Genomic DNA, 16,419 nt, shown 5'->3' with positions numbered 1-16,419 from the left:
CCTACTCCGCCGCCTGAACAGCCGGGGTGGCACCAGCATTGACGAGGTGGCACGCCACCGCATGGCCGCCACTTGCCACCAGCTGCGGAACCGCGTTTCGGCAGGAAGCCTGAGCAATCGGGCAGCGGGTGTGAAAGCTGCAGCCGGAGGGCACATCAACAGGGCTGGGTGGATCACCTTCGAGCACGATCCGCTCACGCTTTCCCCGCCGTGCAGGTGTCGGAATGGCCGAGACAAGGGCCTTGGTGTAGGGGTGCTGTGGGCGCCGGAACACTTCTTCCGGCAGCCCGGATTCGACGATGCGTCCGAGATACATCACCGCGACCTGGTCCGACATCTGGCGAACAACCTTCAGGTCATGGCTGATGAACAGGGCGGCAAATCCGGTGCGCTCGCGCAGATCGTCGAGCAGGTTGAGAACCTGGGCCTGGATCGAAACATCAAGCGCCGAAACCGGCTCGTCGCAGACCAAGAGGTCCGGTTCCAGCGCCAGCGCCCGCGCGATAACCACGCGCTGGCGTTGCCCGCCGGAAAGTTCGTGTGGATAACGCATGGCCATATCCGGCCTGAGCCCGACGGAGTCCATCAAAACTGCAGCGCGGTCAGTTCGCTCGGCGGCAGGCATTTGCGCATAGTGGATCTCGAACGGTTCGGCGATCTGGGTGATCACCGGCAGTCGCCGGTCGAGCGCGCCAAGCGGATCCTGATAGATCATCTGCATGCGTCGCCGCATCGCCCGCCACTGTGCATCGTGCCTGGCCGTCACCGGTGTCCCGGCGAACTCAACCGTTCCTGATGTCGCCGGTATCAGACCGAGCACCAGCTTGGCCGTGGTCGACTTGCCGCAACCAGACTCCCCGACCAGACCCAGGGTACGGCCCTTCTCGATGGAAAAGGAAACGCCATCGACAGCCTTGAGCGAGGCCTTCCGGCCAAACAGGCCCTCCGGAACATGGACCTCGTAGTGCCGCTTGAGATCGTTTACCCGCAGCAGGTCGGTCATGCCGGCACCAGCGCGCTCTTGTTGCCGGGCATCGACGCCGTTTCGGTCGGTGCGCCTCCCCTGCATTTGATGCAGGCGGCAAAATGGCTTTGCTTCTCGCCATAGGGCAGGAATGCCGGCACCCTGGCATCGCAGATCTTGCTGGCGATTGCGCAGCGGGGTGCAAAGCTGCAGCCCGGAGGCAGCTGGTCGGGAGCCGGCACGGTTCCGGGAATGGATTCGAGACGCCGGCGCGGACCGTCAATGTCCGGAAGCGCCGCGATGAGCCCCCTGGTGTAGGGATGCGCCGGGCTGTCAAACAGCGAACCGGTGTCGGCTTCCTCAATCACACGGCCGCCATACATCACCGCCACCCGGTCGCTCATGTCGGCAACGACGCCCAAATCATGGGAAATCAGGACTAGCGCCATCCCGCTATCGCGACGCAATTCAGTCAGCAGATCAAGGATCTGCGCCTGGATGGTGGCGTCAAGCGCCGTGGTCGGCTCATCGGCGATCAGCAGGTCGGGCTCACCCGCAAGCGCCATGGCAATCATGATGCGCTGGTTCATGCCGCCCGACATTTCGTGCGGATATTCGCGCAGACGCCGGGTGGCGTTGGCGATGCCGACCCGGTCGAGAAGACGCGCCGCCTCCGCATTGGCCGAGGCTCCGGTCATGCCCCGGTGCAGCTTCAGCGCTTCAGCGATCTGCCGTCCGATGCGGTGCACCGGATTGAGGGAACTCGATGGATCCTGGAAGATCATGGCGATGCGACCGCCACGTAAGCCCGCAAGATCGTTTTCCGGAGCTCCGGCTATCTCCTGCCCGTTGAGCCGGACGGAGCCGGAGATGCGTGCCTTGCTGCCGAGCAGCCCCAGCGCCGCCAGCCAGGTGATCGACTTGCCGCAACCGGATTCGCCGACAACACCCAGAACCTCGCCCCTGGCAACATTCAGGCTGACACCGTGCAGCGCCCTGACGAAGCGCTTTCCCTGGTCGAAATCGATCGTCAGGTCCTTGATTGAAAGAAGCGTTTCCATGGGCCGGTTCTCCGTTGCAACAAAAAGGGCCGGGGCGCGCAGTTCGCGCCCCGGCCCTTGGCTTTAGTTGCCCGGCGCAACAACCTGGAAGTTGGCCGCCCGGAAGTCCATCGACTGCAGCCCGGACCAGTTCCACTCGATGTCCTTGCGTTTGCCGAAGAAGATCGCGCTCTGGTGCAGAACAGTGTAGGCAGGATCTTCGCGCTCGGCGATTTCGAGCATCCGGCGGAAGGAAGCACGGCGCTCTTCAAGATCGGTCGAGGTTTCGAGCTTGATGCAAAGCGCGTTGAACTCTTCATTGGTCCATTCGCCGACCTGCTGCTGCTGGCCGTTCTGGCAATGCTGGTTGACGATCGAGGAAACCGGATCCGGGAAAGGAGCCGAGTTCGACCAGTCGCGAACCATGCGCGGGCCGCTCTCCTTGTCGAAGATCTGCTGCCAGTTTTCCTTCATCTCGATCTTCACGTTGAGACCGATCTGGCGGAAGGATTCGGCATTGATCTGCGCGGTGGAGACCTGGTTGGTGTAGTAGTTGTTGAGAACGCGGAAGGTGATTTCCTCGCCATTATATCCCGATTCCTGGACCAGCTTCTTTGCCAGTTCCACGTTGTATTCAGGCACGGTCCAGTCGGAGAGGAACATGTCACCGTAGTAAGACCACTGCAGGCCGGCTGGGACCGATGTGCGGCCGTCCCAGAGGGTCTCGACGATGGTCTCCCGGTCGATCGCATGGGTCATTGCCTGGCGGATCTTGGCGTTCTGCATCGGGCCGTTGTTCTTGTCGAACACCATCAGGCGGTGGTTGGTGATCGGACCGCCGACGACTTCGAACGCAGCATTGGATTCAACCGTGTTGATCTGGTCCGGCGGAAGATCGGTGATGAAATCATATTCGCCGGAGAGAAGGCCGTTGACGCGGCTTGCGACTTCGGGAACCACGGCAAAGCGCAGGGTCTTGACCGGCGGCGTGCCACCCCAGTAATCGTCATGGGCTTCGAGAACGAGAATGTTGTCGGGCTTGAATTCAACAACCTTGTAGGGCCCGGTGCCGACCGGCTTCTGGGCGAAGGCGAGCCAGGACTCGGCCTCCTCATAGGCGCGCTTGGAGAGGATTTCCGCGCCGTAGCGGGAAATGCGGCCTTCGAGCGTCGGATCGGCAACCGTCGAGACAAAGCGGACGGTCATGTCGTCGACCTTTTCAACGCGGTCGAGATTGGGCCAGGCACGCTTTGCCACGGCTGCGACTTCGGCTGGCGGGACCTTGCCGCCAACCGCGGCACTGGCGCTCGCGGTGAACAGTGTCTTGCCATCCTTGCGCGCACTGTCCTGCTCGTCGAGAAGACCGAAGCGCTCCTTGGAGAAGGTGAAGACGACATCGTCTGCCGTCATGACATCGCCGTTGTGGAACTTGACGCCGGGGCGCAGCTTCAACTCGACGGTCTTGTCGTCGATGCGCTTCCATTCGGTGGCAAGACCCGGCTTCTGCGGCAGGTCAGCGTTCTGGCGGTCGTAGTCGATCAGGGTTTCGAAGATCGAGTAGAACACCCGGGCTCCGACGTTGGACTGCTCGCGCAGCACATCGAGTGCACCGGCATTGACGATCTGCTGGACTGCAACAGTAATCTCTGGGCGATCCTCGGCCAAAGCCTGCCCGGGCATCGTGAGCATTGTCGTTGCAAGGAGATATGCACCAATCATCATGGCGCCTTTAAGCGTGCGGCTGTGGGTCATGTTCCGTTCCTCAACTTCGCATCTGTGCGTGATTGTAAATCTCATGATCTCGCCCGGGGTCCCTCGTGCAGGCCCAAAGACAAGGGCACAGGTAACGGCGGGATGTGACGGTCAGGATTCGTCTTGGTAAATTTTTGATGACAATGCACAGACACCGCCACAGGCGGTGATCCCTGCTTTCAGATGCGACCGCCACTCAACGCCATGCGTTGCCGTCCCTCGGCGGAGCCAAGGACGAGATATTGCCTGAAATCGCCAGTCCCAGCCTCGAGACGGACCTGCCGTGTTTCGGGAGCCTGCTTTCCAAGCACTTGATCGAGAGGCACGCCTGTCATCGTGGCGGGCCGGTCAACGCCCAGAACAGCCAGCACGGTCGGAACGATATCCGTCAGATTGGCGTGATCGCTGACGCAGGTTGCGGGCATGTTGGCGCCGCCAAAGGCAAGCAGCGTATTCATCTCGAAGGGATTGAGGCCGCCATGCATGCCGCCGCCGACCGGCACATTGACGCCGGTTGTGTAGATGCCGGCGCCGGCCAACCCGTGCTGATCGGCCTCGTTCGACGACCGTCCGACCCAGTAAAGGTCCGGCGAACGGGGATGATCGGCGCCAACCAGGGCGCGATCGAACGCACCGTTGATGACCGGCTCTCCGTTCTCGTCGGCCCCACAGAACAACATCCCTGTTTCCGGCATGCCCATCAGCGCGGCCCCAAGAGCCTGGAGCCGCGACATGTCCTCAGCAATCAGGCTCAGCCCGGCAGCGGATCCCGGCGTCACCAGCACCTCGACGCCCGGTTCGGCCCGGCATCCGGCGGCAAAGCCGTTTTCCCTGAGCGCGCCGACAAGATCGAAAGCCGACGTCGTCGAGATCTGGCCATGATCGCTCATGACGATCACCAACGTCTCGTCCGCCTGGTCCGAATCGCGGACGGCATCGACGATCTTGCCGAAACAGGCATCGACATGAGCAGTCGCCAAGTTGGATTCGGGAGAGCCGATCTCGTGGAAGTGATAGGAGGTGTCGGGCTCTGAAAACCATATGATGGCGACATCCGGCTTCACGTCGGGCAAGACCAGCTCCGTCAGCACCCGCGTGGCGTAGGAGGCCTCGTCGAGCTTTGGCGCCTTGCCGCCGGGAAGCGGGCCAAAGCGCTCGACCGACTGGTCAACGGCTTCAGGCGTATCGGTGTGATCCCGACCGTGGATCGAGAACGTCCAGTGACCATGCTCCATGGCGCGATGGTTGAGCAGCCAGGCCGAGCCGGCCGATCCTGAATGCACGACAGCCAACCTCTTGCCGGCGGCGGCCAGTGCGCAGCCGAGGCCCTTGGCCTCGACAAATTCACCGTCATGCCAGGCATTGGCGGCCCTGATGTGGGCGGCGCGCGAGGTGTCGAGCGGCTCTCCGCCGCTGATTGCCGGATGAAAGAAGGCGTTGTTGACCACGCCATGCTGGCTCGGGTGCGATCCGGTCGCAAAACTGGTGGTGGCAACACGGGTCATCGAAGGAAACACCGAGCGGGCTTCCCGGTACCAAAGCCCGCCGGTCACGAAGCGGTGCAGGTTGGGTGTTAGCTGCTCTGAAATGCGGTCTGGCCGAAGTCCGTCGAATACGGCAATCACCACGCGCGCGACCTGGGTTGACACTGCCTTCGTCTCCTGTTTGCCACCTCCGGCAAGCATGCACCCGCAATGCGACAGACATGCTACAGACGCATGATAACTCCCGATCTCCGCCAACCTTCATCGATCCGTCACCGTTCTGATATCCGCCTGTCGTATGCGCGGCGCTATAGCCGATCACGCAGGCGGGGCCCGATCGCCCTCGCCCAATCAGGAGAAGGTCCGGCCATGAGTGATTTGCCTGTAATCGGCGCGGCGATGACGATCGCCACTTACGAAACCCATTATGATTTCATGCGTGAATTGCCGCGCGACATCGAGATTCAGGACTTCTTTGACGCCAGCCTGCTCAATGGCGATTGGGCTTCCGTGGCGGCGCACGCCCGCAAGCTGCTTGACGGTCACGAGGGCCGCATTGGCATTCACGGCCCGTTCTGGGGCTTCAACATCGCGTCGCAGGATCCCGATGTCCGCGCCATCGTGCGCAAGCGGTTTCACCAGGGCCTCGATGTCTGCGAGGCGGTCGGCGCCAACCAGATGGTCATCCACTCGCCCTACTCCACATGGGACTACAACAATCTCGACAACCTGCCGAATGCCCGCGCCTCGGTCGTGGAGCGAACCCATGACGCCATTGGCGAGATCGTCAAACGCGCGGAAGACATGGGCTGCGTTCTGGTGGTGGAAAACATCGAGGATGTCGATCCGCATGCCCGGGTGGAACTGGTGAAAAGCTTCCAGTCCGAGGCCATCGCCGTATCGATCGATACCGGCCATGCCTGCTACGCCCATGGCTCCACCGGCGCACCGCCGGTCGACTACTATGTCGGAGCCGCGGGCAACCTGCTGCAGCATGTCCACTTGCAGGACGCCGACGGTTACGCCGACCGCCACTGGAGCCTCGGCGAGGGCATCATCCGCTGGCATCCGTTCTTTGCCGCTCTCGGCACACTGACTTCCAATCCGCGCCTGATCGTCGAGATCCGCGACAAGACCAAGATTCCGGCCTCCGTTGCCTATCTGCAATCCCTCGGACTTGGACAGTAGGCTCAACAAAGAACCAGCAGGGGCCGGGAAAGCTAAAATCCCGGCTCTTGCAAAAACAGATTCCGGTCAAGGTTGGCCCCGCCGCCGCTATCTCCCGCGGACACGTGAAGCTAACCGCCAGCGGCCCCTCGCGACCGGGAGACTGCAGGCCGGTTCTGCTATGCCGGGTCAGCCTCGGACGCCATCCTGCTTCAGCATTTCCTGCATCTGCTCGCGCATGATGAACTTCTGCGGCTTGCCGGTAATCGTCATCGGCAGGGCATCGACAACCCGGATATATCTGGGGATCTTGTAATGCGCGATCTGGCCGTTGCAGAAGGCCCTGAGTTCTTCCCCGTCAAGGCTGGCGCCCGGCTTGGCTACCACCCAGGCGCAGACCTCCTCGCCATATTTGTCGTCCGGCACTCCGAACACCTGAACCTCCGAGATCTTCGGATGGCGGAAGAGAAACTCCTCGATTTCGCGCGGATAGACATTCTCGCCGCCGCGAATGATCATGTCCTTGACCCTCCCGACGATGGCGCAGAAGCCCTGCTCGTCGATCACGGCCAGATCGCCGGTGTGCATCCATCCGTCCCGGATTGCCTCGACGGTCTTCTCCTGGTCGTCCCAGTAACCCTTCATCACCGAATAGCCACGGGTGCAGAGTTCGCCGCGAACGCCGACCGGCACGATCCGGCCGTCATCATTGACGATCTTGACCTCGAGATGCGGATGGATGCGGCCGACGGTTTCGCAGCGCTTGTCGACCGGGTCGTCGGTAAAACTCTGGAACGATACCGGCGATGTCTCGGTCATGCCGTAGCAGATCGTCACCTCGCGCATGTGCATCCGCTCCATCACCCGGTGCATCACTTCCACCGGACACGGCGCCCCGGCCATGATCCCCGTCCGCAGCTGCGCCAGGTTGCGCGGTGAACGGTCGAGCTCCTCGAGCATGGCGACAAACATGGTAGGCACGCCATAGACGGCGGTGCAGCGTTCGGCTTCGAGCGCGGACAACGTCGTCACCGGATCGAAGGCCTCGCCCGGAAACACCATGGCGGCACCCTTGCTAACGGCGCCCAGCACACCCATGACCATGCCGAAGCAATGGTAGAGCGGCACCGGAATGCACAGCCGGTCGCTTTCCGTCAGCGCAATGCGGTCGGTGACGTAGCGGGCATTGTTGACGATGTTGTAGTGCGACAGCGTCGCGCCCTTGGGGTGGCCCGTCGTGCCAGAGGTAAACTGGATGTTGATGGCGTCATCCGGACCGAGCTCCGCCTCGATCGTCGGCAGCCGCAACTGCTGCGCCGGACCGCCAAGCGTCCTCACCCGGTCAAACGAAAACAGGCCCGGTTCGCTGACCTCACCAAGCACGATCACCGCGCGCAGCTGCGGCAGCCTTTCAGCCCGCAACCGGCCGGGTTCGCAATCGGCGATCTCGGGCGCCAGCGTCGTGATCATCTCGAGATAGTTGGAGGTCTTGAACGCACGCGCTGTCACCAGCGCCTTGCAGCCGACCTTGTTGAGCGCGTATTCCAGCTCCGACAGCCGGTAGGCCGGGTTGATGTTGACCAGCACCAGGCCGATCCGTGCCGTGGCGAACTGGGTCAGCACCCACTCGTAGCGATTGGGCGACCAGATACCGATGCGGTCACCTTTCTCAAGCCCCATAGCGAGAAAGCCGGACGCCAGTTCGTCAACTGCGCGGTCAAACTCGTAGTAGCTGAGGCGAATATCCTGCTGCGGGCATATGATCGCCTCACGCGGGCCGAACAGCGAGACGGCCTCGCGCAGCAATTGCGGAATGGTCATGTAGCGCAAAGGCAGATGGGTGCTGCCGCGAACATAGGAGAGATCGTTCTCCGGCGCCGTCGATTCCGCCGACTGTGGGCTGGTGGTCCGGCCCAGTTCGGAAAGTTTTCCTGCAAGGCTCTCGTTCAGAATCGACATCGTTTCCCCCTCACATGCTGCGCCAGTCTTCGCTCTGTTCGAAGGCGTGCGCCGCCTGGTAAATCTTCATCTCGCCGAAACTCGGTCCCACCAGCATCATGCCGATTGGCAAGCCTTCACTCAAGCCACAAGGGACACTCATTGCCGGCAGACCGCCATTGAAAGGAGCGGTATTGCCGATCATCTCGAAGGCCCGTTGAACGTAAAGGCTGATTGAACAGTCCGCAGGCGGAATTTCCTGCGGCTTCATCGGCATGGTCGGCATCAGCAGCACGTCGAAGCGTTTGAGTGCCTCCGCATATTTCTCGTTGACGCGGCGCATCAGGTTCTGGGCCTTGCCATAGAACCGGCCCCGGTACTGGGTCTGGAAATGCTCGCCGAGGAACATGCAGGTTTTCAGGGAATGGCTGAGCTCGTCGGCACGGTTGCGCCATTGCGACATCTGGTCGATCATCGATGGCAGGAACAGGCCGCGGTAATTGGTGCCGCCGGTGTTGCCGTGCATCATCTGGTCCTGCATGCCTTCCACGGTGATCGCCGTCCAGCAATCAACCGCAAGAGTGTGCTCAGGCACGGAAATCTCCTCGACCATGGCGCCCAGTTGCCGGAAACGGTTGGCGGCGGCCAGCACTTTTTCGTCGACATCCGCCTCGCTCTCGGGCCGGCGAAACCCTTCCTTCAGGATACCGATCCGCAGTCCCTGCGCGCCACGGCCAAGGGCTTCTGTGTAACGGTAAACCTTTGGATTGTACTGGCGCGGATCAAGCCCGTCCTCGCCAGCCAGCACCTCGAGCAGAAGCGCATTGTCGGCAACCGTCGACGTGACCGGACCGACATGATCGATGGTCATCTCCACCGGCATGACACCTGTATAGGGCACCAATCCATGGGTCGGCTTCATGCCATAGACGCCGCAGGCCGAGGACGGCAGTCGGATCGAGCCGCCCTGGTCGCCCGCGATCGCCATATCCACCTCACCCGTCGCGACAAGTGCTGCCGATCCGCTGGAAGAGCCGTTGGCCATGTAGCCACGCTTCCAGGGATTGTGCACCGGCCCCTTGGCATTGGTGTGGGAGGCACCGGACAAGCAGAAGTTCTCGCAATGCGCCTTTCCGGCAATGATGGCGCCGGCATCGAGCATCCTCGTGACGATGGTGGCGTCGATCTCGGGCGTATAGCCCTCCATGATCGACGATCCGTTCATCATCGGCACGCCGGCCAGGCAGATCGTGTCCTTGAGTGCGATGCGCTTGCCGCGCAACGGTCCGTCGGGTGCGCCGCGCACTTCCGTCTTGACATACCAGGCATTGAGCGGGTTTTCCGTTGGATCCGGAAACCGCCCGGGCGAGCGCGGATAGCGCACTTCGGGCAGATTATCGGGAATGGCGTCGAGCCGGTCATAGGCCTGGATGTAGGGCTCCATGATCTGGCTGTACTCGCTGAGTTCCGTATCCGTCAGGTTCATGCCGAAACGGCTCGCCATGGCGCGCATCTGCGAAAGACTGGGGCGTTTGATTGTCATGCTTGTCACCAAGGGCTGGGGGGTGATGGGAGCAGGATGGGCGATTTGCTGCTGGCTCGGGGGCCTGGGCGCCGGGGCCGGTCCTGCACGCGTGGTTCCCGTCGCAGTGCCACGCGTCGAGCGCGCGGCGCCGAAACCCAGGAACTGGTCGACCTTCGCCTGATCGGCCAGCTCGGCCTTGGAAAGTTCACCGGCAATCCGCCCGCGTTCGAGCACCAGGACCCGGTCCGACAGATCGGCGATGAAGTCGAAATTCTGCTCGACCAGCAGGATCGACAGACCGCGCCGTTCGCGCAGGCGCAACAGGGTTTCCGACATCTCCTCGATGATCGAAGGTTGGATACCCTCCGTCGGCTCGTCCAGCAGCAGGAATTCCGGATCGCCCATCAGGCTTCGGGCCAAAGCCAGGAGCTGCTGTTCGCCGCCCGACAGCGCGCCGCCCATGCGGTCAAGCAGCCGCGCCAGCCGCGGGAAGTCGGCGAGCACGGCTTCGATCACTTCCTCCTCGCCGCCGCCGGAATAGTCGTGCCAGGCAAAACGGAGATTGTCGCGCACACTCAGCTGCGGGAAAATTCCGCGGCCCTGCGGCACATAACCGATGCCGAGCCCTGCCCGCTCATAAGGCGACAGGCGGGTGATCTCGACGCCGTGGAACCGGACCGTGCCCGAACTCGCCGGCAGGAATCCCATGATGGTCTTGAGCAGGGTGGACTTGCCCATGCCATTGTGGCCGAGAATGCCGACGACCTCGTTCTCCGCCACCGAAAACTCGATCCCGTGCAGGATCGGCACCTTGCCGTAGCCTCCCGACAGGCTCTTGATATCCAGGCAGGTCTTCCGCTCCTCGGCCATCATCAGGCTTTCTTTCCCAGGTAGACGTTGCGGACCGTGGGATCCGCCATGACCCGGTCGACGTGGTCCTCCATCAGCACCGCACCCTGATGGAACACGGTCACGGTGCTGGCGATCGAGCGGATGAACTGCATGTCGTGCTCGACGATCACCACCGCCGCGGTGCGGGTCATTTCGCGGATGATGTCGCTCATACGTTCCACATCGTCGGCGCTCATCCCGGCTGCGGGTTCATCAAGCAGCACCAGCCAGGGATCACCGGCAACCACCAGACCCAGTTCGACCCGCTGCCGCTCGCCATGCGCCAGTCGTCCGAGTTCCGTTCGCGCGATCGGACCAAGGGCCAGTCGCTCGATCACCTCGGACGCCTTGCGCATCGCATCCTGCATCGGCAGGAACCGCCGCGCCGCCATCCAGATGTTCTCGTGCACATCGAGCCCGTCCATCAGGTTGGGCACCTGTGTCTTGATGCCCACGCCAAGGGCTGCGACCTGGCGCGGGTTCCAGCCGGTGGTTTCGTGCCCGCGCATGAACACCTGGCCGCCGGTGGGCGTCAGCAGCCCTGTGACGCATTTGAAAAAGGTCGACTTCCCGGCCCCGTTCGGGCCGATCAGGCAGCGCAGCTCTCCGGCCCTCAATTTGAAATCGACATTGTCGGTGGCGACCACACCGCCAAACCGCATCGTCAACCCCGCCGTTTCAAGTACGATTTCAGCCATGCCTGGCGCCCCCGCTGCGAATGCGGCGCGCACCGTGCCGTGGCAGCTGGCGGCGTTGCCCGAAACTGATCCGCCAGAGAGACGCGATAGCCGGAACGAGGCCCTTCGGCAGGAACAGCACGAACAGGACAAGAATGATGCCGGTCAGGAGCGTGTTGTCGATCATGCTCTGCTGGCCGAGCAGGAACTTGAGATAGGCAAGCCCGGCTGCCCCGACGATCGGGCCGATGCGCGTGCCCAGACCACCAACGATGCACCAGATGATGATCTCGGCAGACTGGCCGAGACTGAACAGATTGGGCGTAACGATCTCGCCCCAATTGGCAAACAGCCCGCCCGCCAGCCCGGCGATCGCGGCGCCGATCGCGAAAAGCACGGTCTTTCGCGCACTGACGTCATAGCCCATCAGCGCCACGCGAACCTCGTTCTCGCGAATCCCGACAGCCACGCGCCCGAAGGATGATTTCAGCAGCCAGCTGACCAGCAGATAGACGATCAGCAGCAGCACGGCGCAGAAATAGAAATACGGATCGCCGTAGATGTAGTCATTCGGCCGCCCTGGCACATTCAGCGTCTGGAAACCGGGGATACCGTTGAAGCCGCCGAGCCGCGCCTTGCCGATCACGTATTCCGGGCCGGCGGTCGAACTGATGAACTTGAACAGGATCAGCGTCACTACCAGCGTGATCACGCCGAGATAGACGTCCGTCAGACGGCCGTAGAACATCATGGCGCCGAGCAGGGCGGCGAAAGCGGCCGGGACCAGAACCGCAAGCAGCATGGGAATGGTGCTGTCGCCGATATTGATAGCGGCGATGGCATAGGTGTAGGCCCCGAGCCCGAAGAACGCCGCCTGGCCGAAGCACAGGATCCCGCCGAAGCCCCAGATCAGGCCAAGGCTGAAACCGAGCATGCCGTAGATCAGGAGCACTGTCAGCGTATAGGTGCCGATCATCATCGGCATGATCCAGATCAGCAGGGCCGCGACGATTATGGTGGCCGGAACCTCTTTTGCCCAGAAGGAAGCCATCACAGACGTCCCCGGAAGAACTTGCCGGTCACACCCTGCGGCAGCAACCTAAGCAGCACCACCGCGGCCACCAGCAGCGCCACTTCGCCCATCACCGGCGAGACCGCAAACGTGAAGATCTGGCTGATGAAGCCGAAGAGACCTGAACTGGCCATCAATCCGGTGATCAGCGAAGGACCGCCGGCAATCACCGTGATGAAGGCCTTGGCGATGTAGGCTCCGCCCGATGTCGGCACCAGGCCGACCAGCGGCGCCAGGATCGCGCCCGCGAGCCCCGACAGCGCCGAGCCGCAGAAGAATGTCGCCATGTAGATGCGTTCCGGAGAGTAGCCGAGTGCCGCGGCCATGTCCGGCAGCTGCATCGCACCGCGCGCGATCAGCCCCAGCCGTGTGCCCTTGAGCACCGCATACATGAGCCCGAGCAACACGATCGCGATCAGGATGATAAAGAAGTTGTAGCCGTTGACCTGGTAGTTTCCGACCGTGAACCCTGAAATCGGCGTGGAGATTCCCGTTGTCGTGTTGCCGAAGATCATGGTCGCCAGTCCGATGAAGAACAGGCTCAATCCCCATGTCGCCAGCATCGTGTCGACCAGCCGGCCATAGAGATGCCGGATCACCAGCCGCTCGACCACCAGCCCGATCAGGCCGACAACCACCGGGGCGATGATGAGCATGGCGACAAAGACATTGGCGCCCAGCGTGACCGCCGTGATCGTCACATAGCCGCCCATCATCATGAACTCGCCATGCGCCAGATTGATGATCTTCATCATGCCGAACACGATGGCGAGACCCGCACTGATCAGCACCAGCGAGGCGACCGCGTAGAGCATTTCGACGATGATGACGAATACCAGATCCATGAACGGGTGGCCTTGGAAGATCGCAATGGGAATGGAGGGGCCGCGCGACCGGCGGCCCCTCCCTGACCTTGGGAGGGTGTCAGATCTGGATTTCGTACTGGGTGTTGTCGTCCGGATTGGCGCCAAGATCGCAGACAGCCTGGGTGTCGATCGGCTGGCGTTGCGGCAGCGTTTCGACGACGCGCATCCCCTGGTTCTCGACTTCCATCAGGTGAACATCGAGAACGGCATGATGAGTCTTCGGGTCGACCGTGACCTTGCCGCCGGGACCTGTGATGGAAACGCCGGTTTCCAGTGCCTCCACAACCGCGTCGCGCTCCAGTGTTCCGGCAATACGCACACCTTCAGCCCAGGTGAGCACACCGTGATAGTTCGACACCGCCAGTTCGTGCATACCGCCGGCGTCACCACCGGCTGCAACCCAGGCTTCCTTGAACGCAGCGTTCTCAGGCGTATCGAGCTCCTGGCTGTAATTATAGGCAACCATGATGCCGTTGCCCTCTTCGGCGGTCAGCACCTTGTGCTCATTGCCGACACCCATGGTGGTCGACGCCAGAGCAATCCGGTCCTTCATGCCTGCTGCCGCCCATTGACGGAAGAACGACAGATGCGCCCCGCCGACCAGCGGCGCGATAACCAGGTCCGCACCGGCGGTCTGGATCTTGGCGATGGTCGAGCCGAAATCCGAGACATCGAGCGGGAAGAAGTCGACACCCACCGTCTCGCCGCCATTGTCGGCGACGAATTTCTGCAGCCAGCGTGCGGTGATCTGTCCGTAATTGTAGTCGGCGGCGACGATGTAGACCTTCTTGCCGGACTTGCCCATGGCATAGGGCACCAGTGCCTCGGCCTGCTGGGCCGGAGTTACGCCGTTGATGAAGATGTTGCGGTCGCAGACGCCGCCTTCGTAAAGCACGTTGTAGAAATAGAGCGTCTTGTTCTTGTGCAGGGTCTGGCGGATCGCCTCACGCGAAGCCGACAGGATGCCGCCGTGCACCACGTCCACCTTGTCCTCCCGGACCAGTTGCTGGGCATATTGCGAATAGAGCGCCATGTCGGACTGGGTGTCGTAGCCGACGACCTCGACCTGCTTGCCGAGCAACCCGCCGGCAGCGTTGATCTGGCTGACGGCAAGCCGCATCGCCATGTCCATCGGCTTGCCATAGGCGTCGAAGATACCGGAAACATCAAGCACCGAGCCGAGCTTGATCGTATCGGCGGCCATCACGGCGCGCGGCAGCATGATAGCGCCGGTTGCAGCGGCGGCGGAGGCAAGAAAATGGCGTCTGTTGATCGACATGTCGTATTCCTTCCGTGAAATGGTTGAGTTGCGGTCGGGCACCCGGGACGGGTGGTCTCAGTCTTTGTCTTTCTGCTTGGTTCTCTGGGCGTAATCGGCGGTGCGGCCAGCCAGGTTGGCATCGAAATCCAGCCCGATTTCCTCGCCCATCTGCTTCATCGCGGGCAGCCGCACGGCCATTCCGAGGATCTGGTCCATCGCGGCGCCGAAGGCATTGTCGACGCCGTTGCCGCCGCCGGAGGCACCACCGCTGCCCATGCCGCTGATCTGGTTGATGCGTATAGAATCGATCTTTTCGACCGGCTTCATCATCTGGGTCATGATTTCCGGCAGGCGATCGAGCTTGCGCTCCTCCAGCCGCATCCGGATCACGGATTCGCTGAGTGTATTCTCGGCCTGATTGAGGGCATGGCGTCCGGCAGCCTCGGCTTCCATCCGCCGCTGTTCCGTTTCCGCGAGGGACCGGGCGACCTCGGCCTCGGCCTTCGCTTTTGCCAGCATGGTGCCCACATCGCTCTGGACGCGCGCGTCTTCGAGGGCGAGATCCTTCTTCTGCCTGAGATTGGAGATCTCCTGCTCGCGCTCGACGATGGCGCGCTCCTTCTGCACCTGCACTCGTTCGGCTGCGAGCAGCACCTGTGCACGCGCATCTTCTTCCGCGGCCTTGGTCGAGGCTTCCTCGATCCGCCGCTTGGCGAGCTGGACCTCGTTTTCAATCCGCGTTTCCTCAAGTGCGAGGACTGCCGCCATCTCCGCGCGCCGCAGCGCCTCGTCATTGGCGACCTGGGCCGCCTTGACCCGTTGCGTCTTCTCGATCCGCGCCTGTTCGGTGGCAAACTCGGCCTGCGCCTCGGCCTGGTCCGACCGCGCCCGGGCTTCAGACTGCATGCGCTTGAGATGTTCCTGCTGGGCGATTTCGGCTTCCTGCTCGGCGCGCTGCAGCTCCAGCTGCTTCTGGTGCTGCGCCAGCCGGCTCTCGCGGATGGCGATCTCGGTCTCGGTTTCGACCTTGATCCGCGCCTTGCGCTGTTCGGCAACCATCTCGGCGAGCCGCCGCATGCCTTGCGCGTTGAAGGCGTTGCTTTCGTTGAGCTGGCTCAGATCGCTCTGATCGACGCTGACCAGCGAAGTCGAAACCATGGCAAGTCCCAGACGCGCGGCATGCTCGGCCACCGCCTGTGTCACTTCCGCCGTGTAGCCGGAACGGTCGAGGTGGATGTCGGCCAGGTTACGCCGGGCGGCGGCATCCTGCATGGCGTTGATCAGGGCGCCGCCGACAACCTCGCGGATGGCGTCGCCGCCGCGAGCGATCCGCATCCCCAGAACCTGCGCGGCGGTGGCGATGCCTTCCGCCGTCGGCTCGACCCGGAGCTCGAATTCCATTTCGACATCGGCGCGCAGCTGATCCTTCGTCAACAGCGATTCACGGCCCTTGCGATGGACGGGAAATGTCACCGACCCCATCGAGACACGCTGGATCTGGTGCAGGATCGGCAAGGCGAAACAGCCGCCATCGATGACGACACGCTTGCCCCCCAGTCCGGTACGGACAAGCGCGGTGTCCAGTGTCGCCTTGGCATAATAGCGCTGCAGGAACCAGATCGCGATGATCAGCAGAAGCGCAAGAGCGAGCAGCGAAAAAAACCAGACCAAGGCAAAATCCCCCTGAGGCATGACGGTCGCCGTCCCCCTTTTTGGACCGGGGGTATCGGCGTCATACAACCATGGAGAATTTTATTTTCCTTTTCAAGTATTTTGTTTTCC

Annotated in this window: 12 protein-coding genes; 1 reads left to right on the top strand and 11 read right to left on the bottom strand. The window is 62.3% G+C overall.

Translation table 11 applies throughout. From position 1 onward, the window contains the following. Position 1: 1 nt before the first annotated feature. The 4 genes from GTW23_RS00185 to GTW23_RS00170 all read right to left on the bottom strand — a co-directional run bounded on the left by GTW23_RS00185 (position 2) and on the right by GTW23_RS00170 (position 5,405). The gene (locus GTW23_RS00185; protein ID WP_252914159.1) at positions 2–1,003 is read right to left on the bottom strand and encodes an ABC transporter ATP-binding protein; all 1,002 of its coding nucleotides are present in this window, start codon (positions 1,001–1,003) and stop codon (positions 2–4) included. Beyond that, complete coding sequence (locus GTW23_RS00180; RefSeq protein WP_252914158.1) at positions 1,000–2,025, bottom strand: ABC transporter ATP-binding protein; 1,026 nt, start codon at positions 2,023–2,025, stop codon at positions 1,000–1,002. The genes GTW23_RS00185 and GTW23_RS00180 overlap by 4 nt, the downstream gene beginning before the upstream one ends. Before the next feature lie 63 nt (positions 2,026–2,088). After that, on the bottom strand, positions 2,089–3,756 hold the full coding sequence (locus tag GTW23_RS00175) for an ABC transporter substrate-binding protein (RefSeq protein WP_382265782.1): 1,668 nt from the start codon (positions 3,754–3,756) through the stop codon (positions 2,089–2,091). Between the two features lie 179 nt (positions 3,757–3,935). Then, positions 3,936–5,405, bottom strand: a complete 1,470-nt coding sequence (locus GTW23_RS00170; RefSeq protein ID WP_252914157.1) for an alkaline phosphatase family protein — start codon at positions 5,403–5,405, stop codon at positions 3,936–3,938. Positions 5,406–5,609: 204 nt separating this feature from the next. On the opposite strand from GTW23_RS00170, the gene GTW23_RS00165 reads away from it, so the two are divergent. Then, a complete protein-coding gene (locus GTW23_RS00165) occupies positions 5,610–6,428 on the top strand; it encodes a sugar phosphate isomerase/epimerase family protein (RefSeq protein ID WP_252914156.1) in 819 nt (272 codons plus the stop codon). Between the two features lie 168 nt (positions 6,429–6,596). Here the strand turns inward: GTW23_RS00165 and GTW23_RS00160 are convergent, their stop codons facing one another. The 7 genes from GTW23_RS00160 to GTW23_RS00130 form a co-directional block, all read right to left on the bottom strand. Beyond that, positions 6,597–8,228: an AMP-binding protein gene (locus GTW23_RS00160; protein ID WP_252915537.1), complete on the bottom strand. Its 1,632-nt coding sequence runs from the start codon at positions 8,226–8,228 to the stop codon at positions 6,597–6,599. A gap of 148 nt (positions 8,229–8,376) precedes the next feature. Beyond that, complete coding sequence (locus GTW23_RS00155; protein WP_252914155.1) at positions 8,377–10,743, bottom strand: amidase; 2,367 nt, start codon at positions 10,741–10,743, stop codon at positions 8,377–8,379. Continuing rightward, the gene (locus GTW23_RS00150) at positions 10,743–11,459 is read right to left on the bottom strand and encodes an ABC transporter ATP-binding protein (RefSeq protein ID WP_252914154.1); all 717 of its coding nucleotides are present in this window, start codon (positions 11,457–11,459) and stop codon (positions 10,743–10,745) included. Before GTW23_RS00150 ends, GTW23_RS00155 begins: the two co-directional genes overlap by 1 nt. Next, on the bottom strand, positions 11,452–12,489 hold the full coding sequence (locus tag GTW23_RS00145; protein ID WP_252914153.1) for a branched-chain amino acid ABC transporter permease: 1,038 nt from the start codon (positions 12,487–12,489) through the stop codon (positions 11,452–11,454). The genes GTW23_RS00150 and GTW23_RS00145 overlap by 8 nt, the downstream gene beginning before the upstream one ends. Beyond that, complete coding sequence (locus GTW23_RS00140) at positions 12,489–13,355, bottom strand: branched-chain amino acid ABC transporter permease (protein ID WP_252914152.1); 867 nt, start codon at positions 13,353–13,355, stop codon at positions 12,489–12,491. Before GTW23_RS00140 ends, GTW23_RS00145 begins: the two co-directional genes overlap by 1 nt. A 79-nt stretch (positions 13,356–13,434) precedes the next feature. After that, the gene (locus GTW23_RS00135) at positions 13,435–14,655 is read right to left on the bottom strand and encodes an urea ABC transporter substrate-binding protein (RefSeq protein WP_252914151.1); all 1,221 of its coding nucleotides are present in this window, start codon (positions 14,653–14,655) and stop codon (positions 13,435–13,437) included. Positions 14,656–14,712: 57 nt separating this feature from the next. Next, positions 14,713–16,308, bottom strand: coding sequence for a flotillin family protein (locus GTW23_RS00130; RefSeq protein ID WP_252914150.1), 1,596 nt, complete (start codon positions 16,306–16,308; stop codon positions 14,713–14,715). Between the last annotated feature and the right edge of the window lie 111 nt (positions 16,309–16,419).

It is taken from the genome of Parahoeflea alexandrii (assembly GCF_024105735.1).
Classification (GTDB): domain Bacteria; phylum Pseudomonadota; class Alphaproteobacteria; order Rhizobiales; family Rhizobiaceae; genus Hoeflea; species Hoeflea alexandrii.
The sequence above is the reverse complement of the archived record's forward strand: the minus strand, read 5'-3'. Positions and strand labels throughout refer to the sequence as shown.

Coding starts and splice junctions, on each gene's coding strand:
- GTW23_RS00160 (WP_252915537.1), bottom strand. CDS start 8,228: ATGACCATTCCGCAATTGCTGCGCGAGGCCGTCTCGCTGTTCGGCCCG.
- GTW23_RS00175 (WP_382265782.1), bottom strand. CDS start 3,756: ATGACCCACAGCCGCACGCTTAAAGGCGCCATGATGATTGGTGCATAT.
- GTW23_RS00155 (WP_252914155.1), bottom strand. CDS start 10,743: ATGATGGCCGAGGAGCGGAAGACCTGCCTGGATATCAAGAGCCTGTCG.
- GTW23_RS00150 (WP_252914154.1), bottom strand. CDS start 11,459: ATGGCTGAAATCGTACTTGAAACGGCGGGGTTGACGATGCGGTTTGGC.
- GTW23_RS00185 (WP_252914159.1), bottom strand. CDS start 1,003: ATGACCGACCTGCTGCGGGTAAACGATCTCAAGCGGCACTACGAGGTC.
- GTW23_RS00180 (WP_252914158.1), bottom strand. CDS start 2,025: ATGGAAACGCTTCTTTCAATCAAGGACCTGACGATCGATTTCGACCAG.
- GTW23_RS00135 (WP_252914151.1), bottom strand. CDS start 14,655: ATGTCGATCAACAGACGCCATTTTCTTGCCTCCGCCGCCGCTGCAACC.
- GTW23_RS00145 (WP_252914153.1), bottom strand. CDS start 12,489: ATGGCTTCCTTCTGGGCAAAAGAGGTTCCGGCCACCATAATCGTCGCG.
- GTW23_RS00165 (WP_252914156.1), top strand. CDS start 5,610: ATGAGTGATTTGCCTGTAATCGGCGCGGCGATGACGATCGCCACTTAC.
- GTW23_RS00140 (WP_252914152.1), bottom strand. CDS start 13,355: ATGGATCTGGTATTCGTCATCATCGTCGAAATGCTCTACGCGGTCGCC.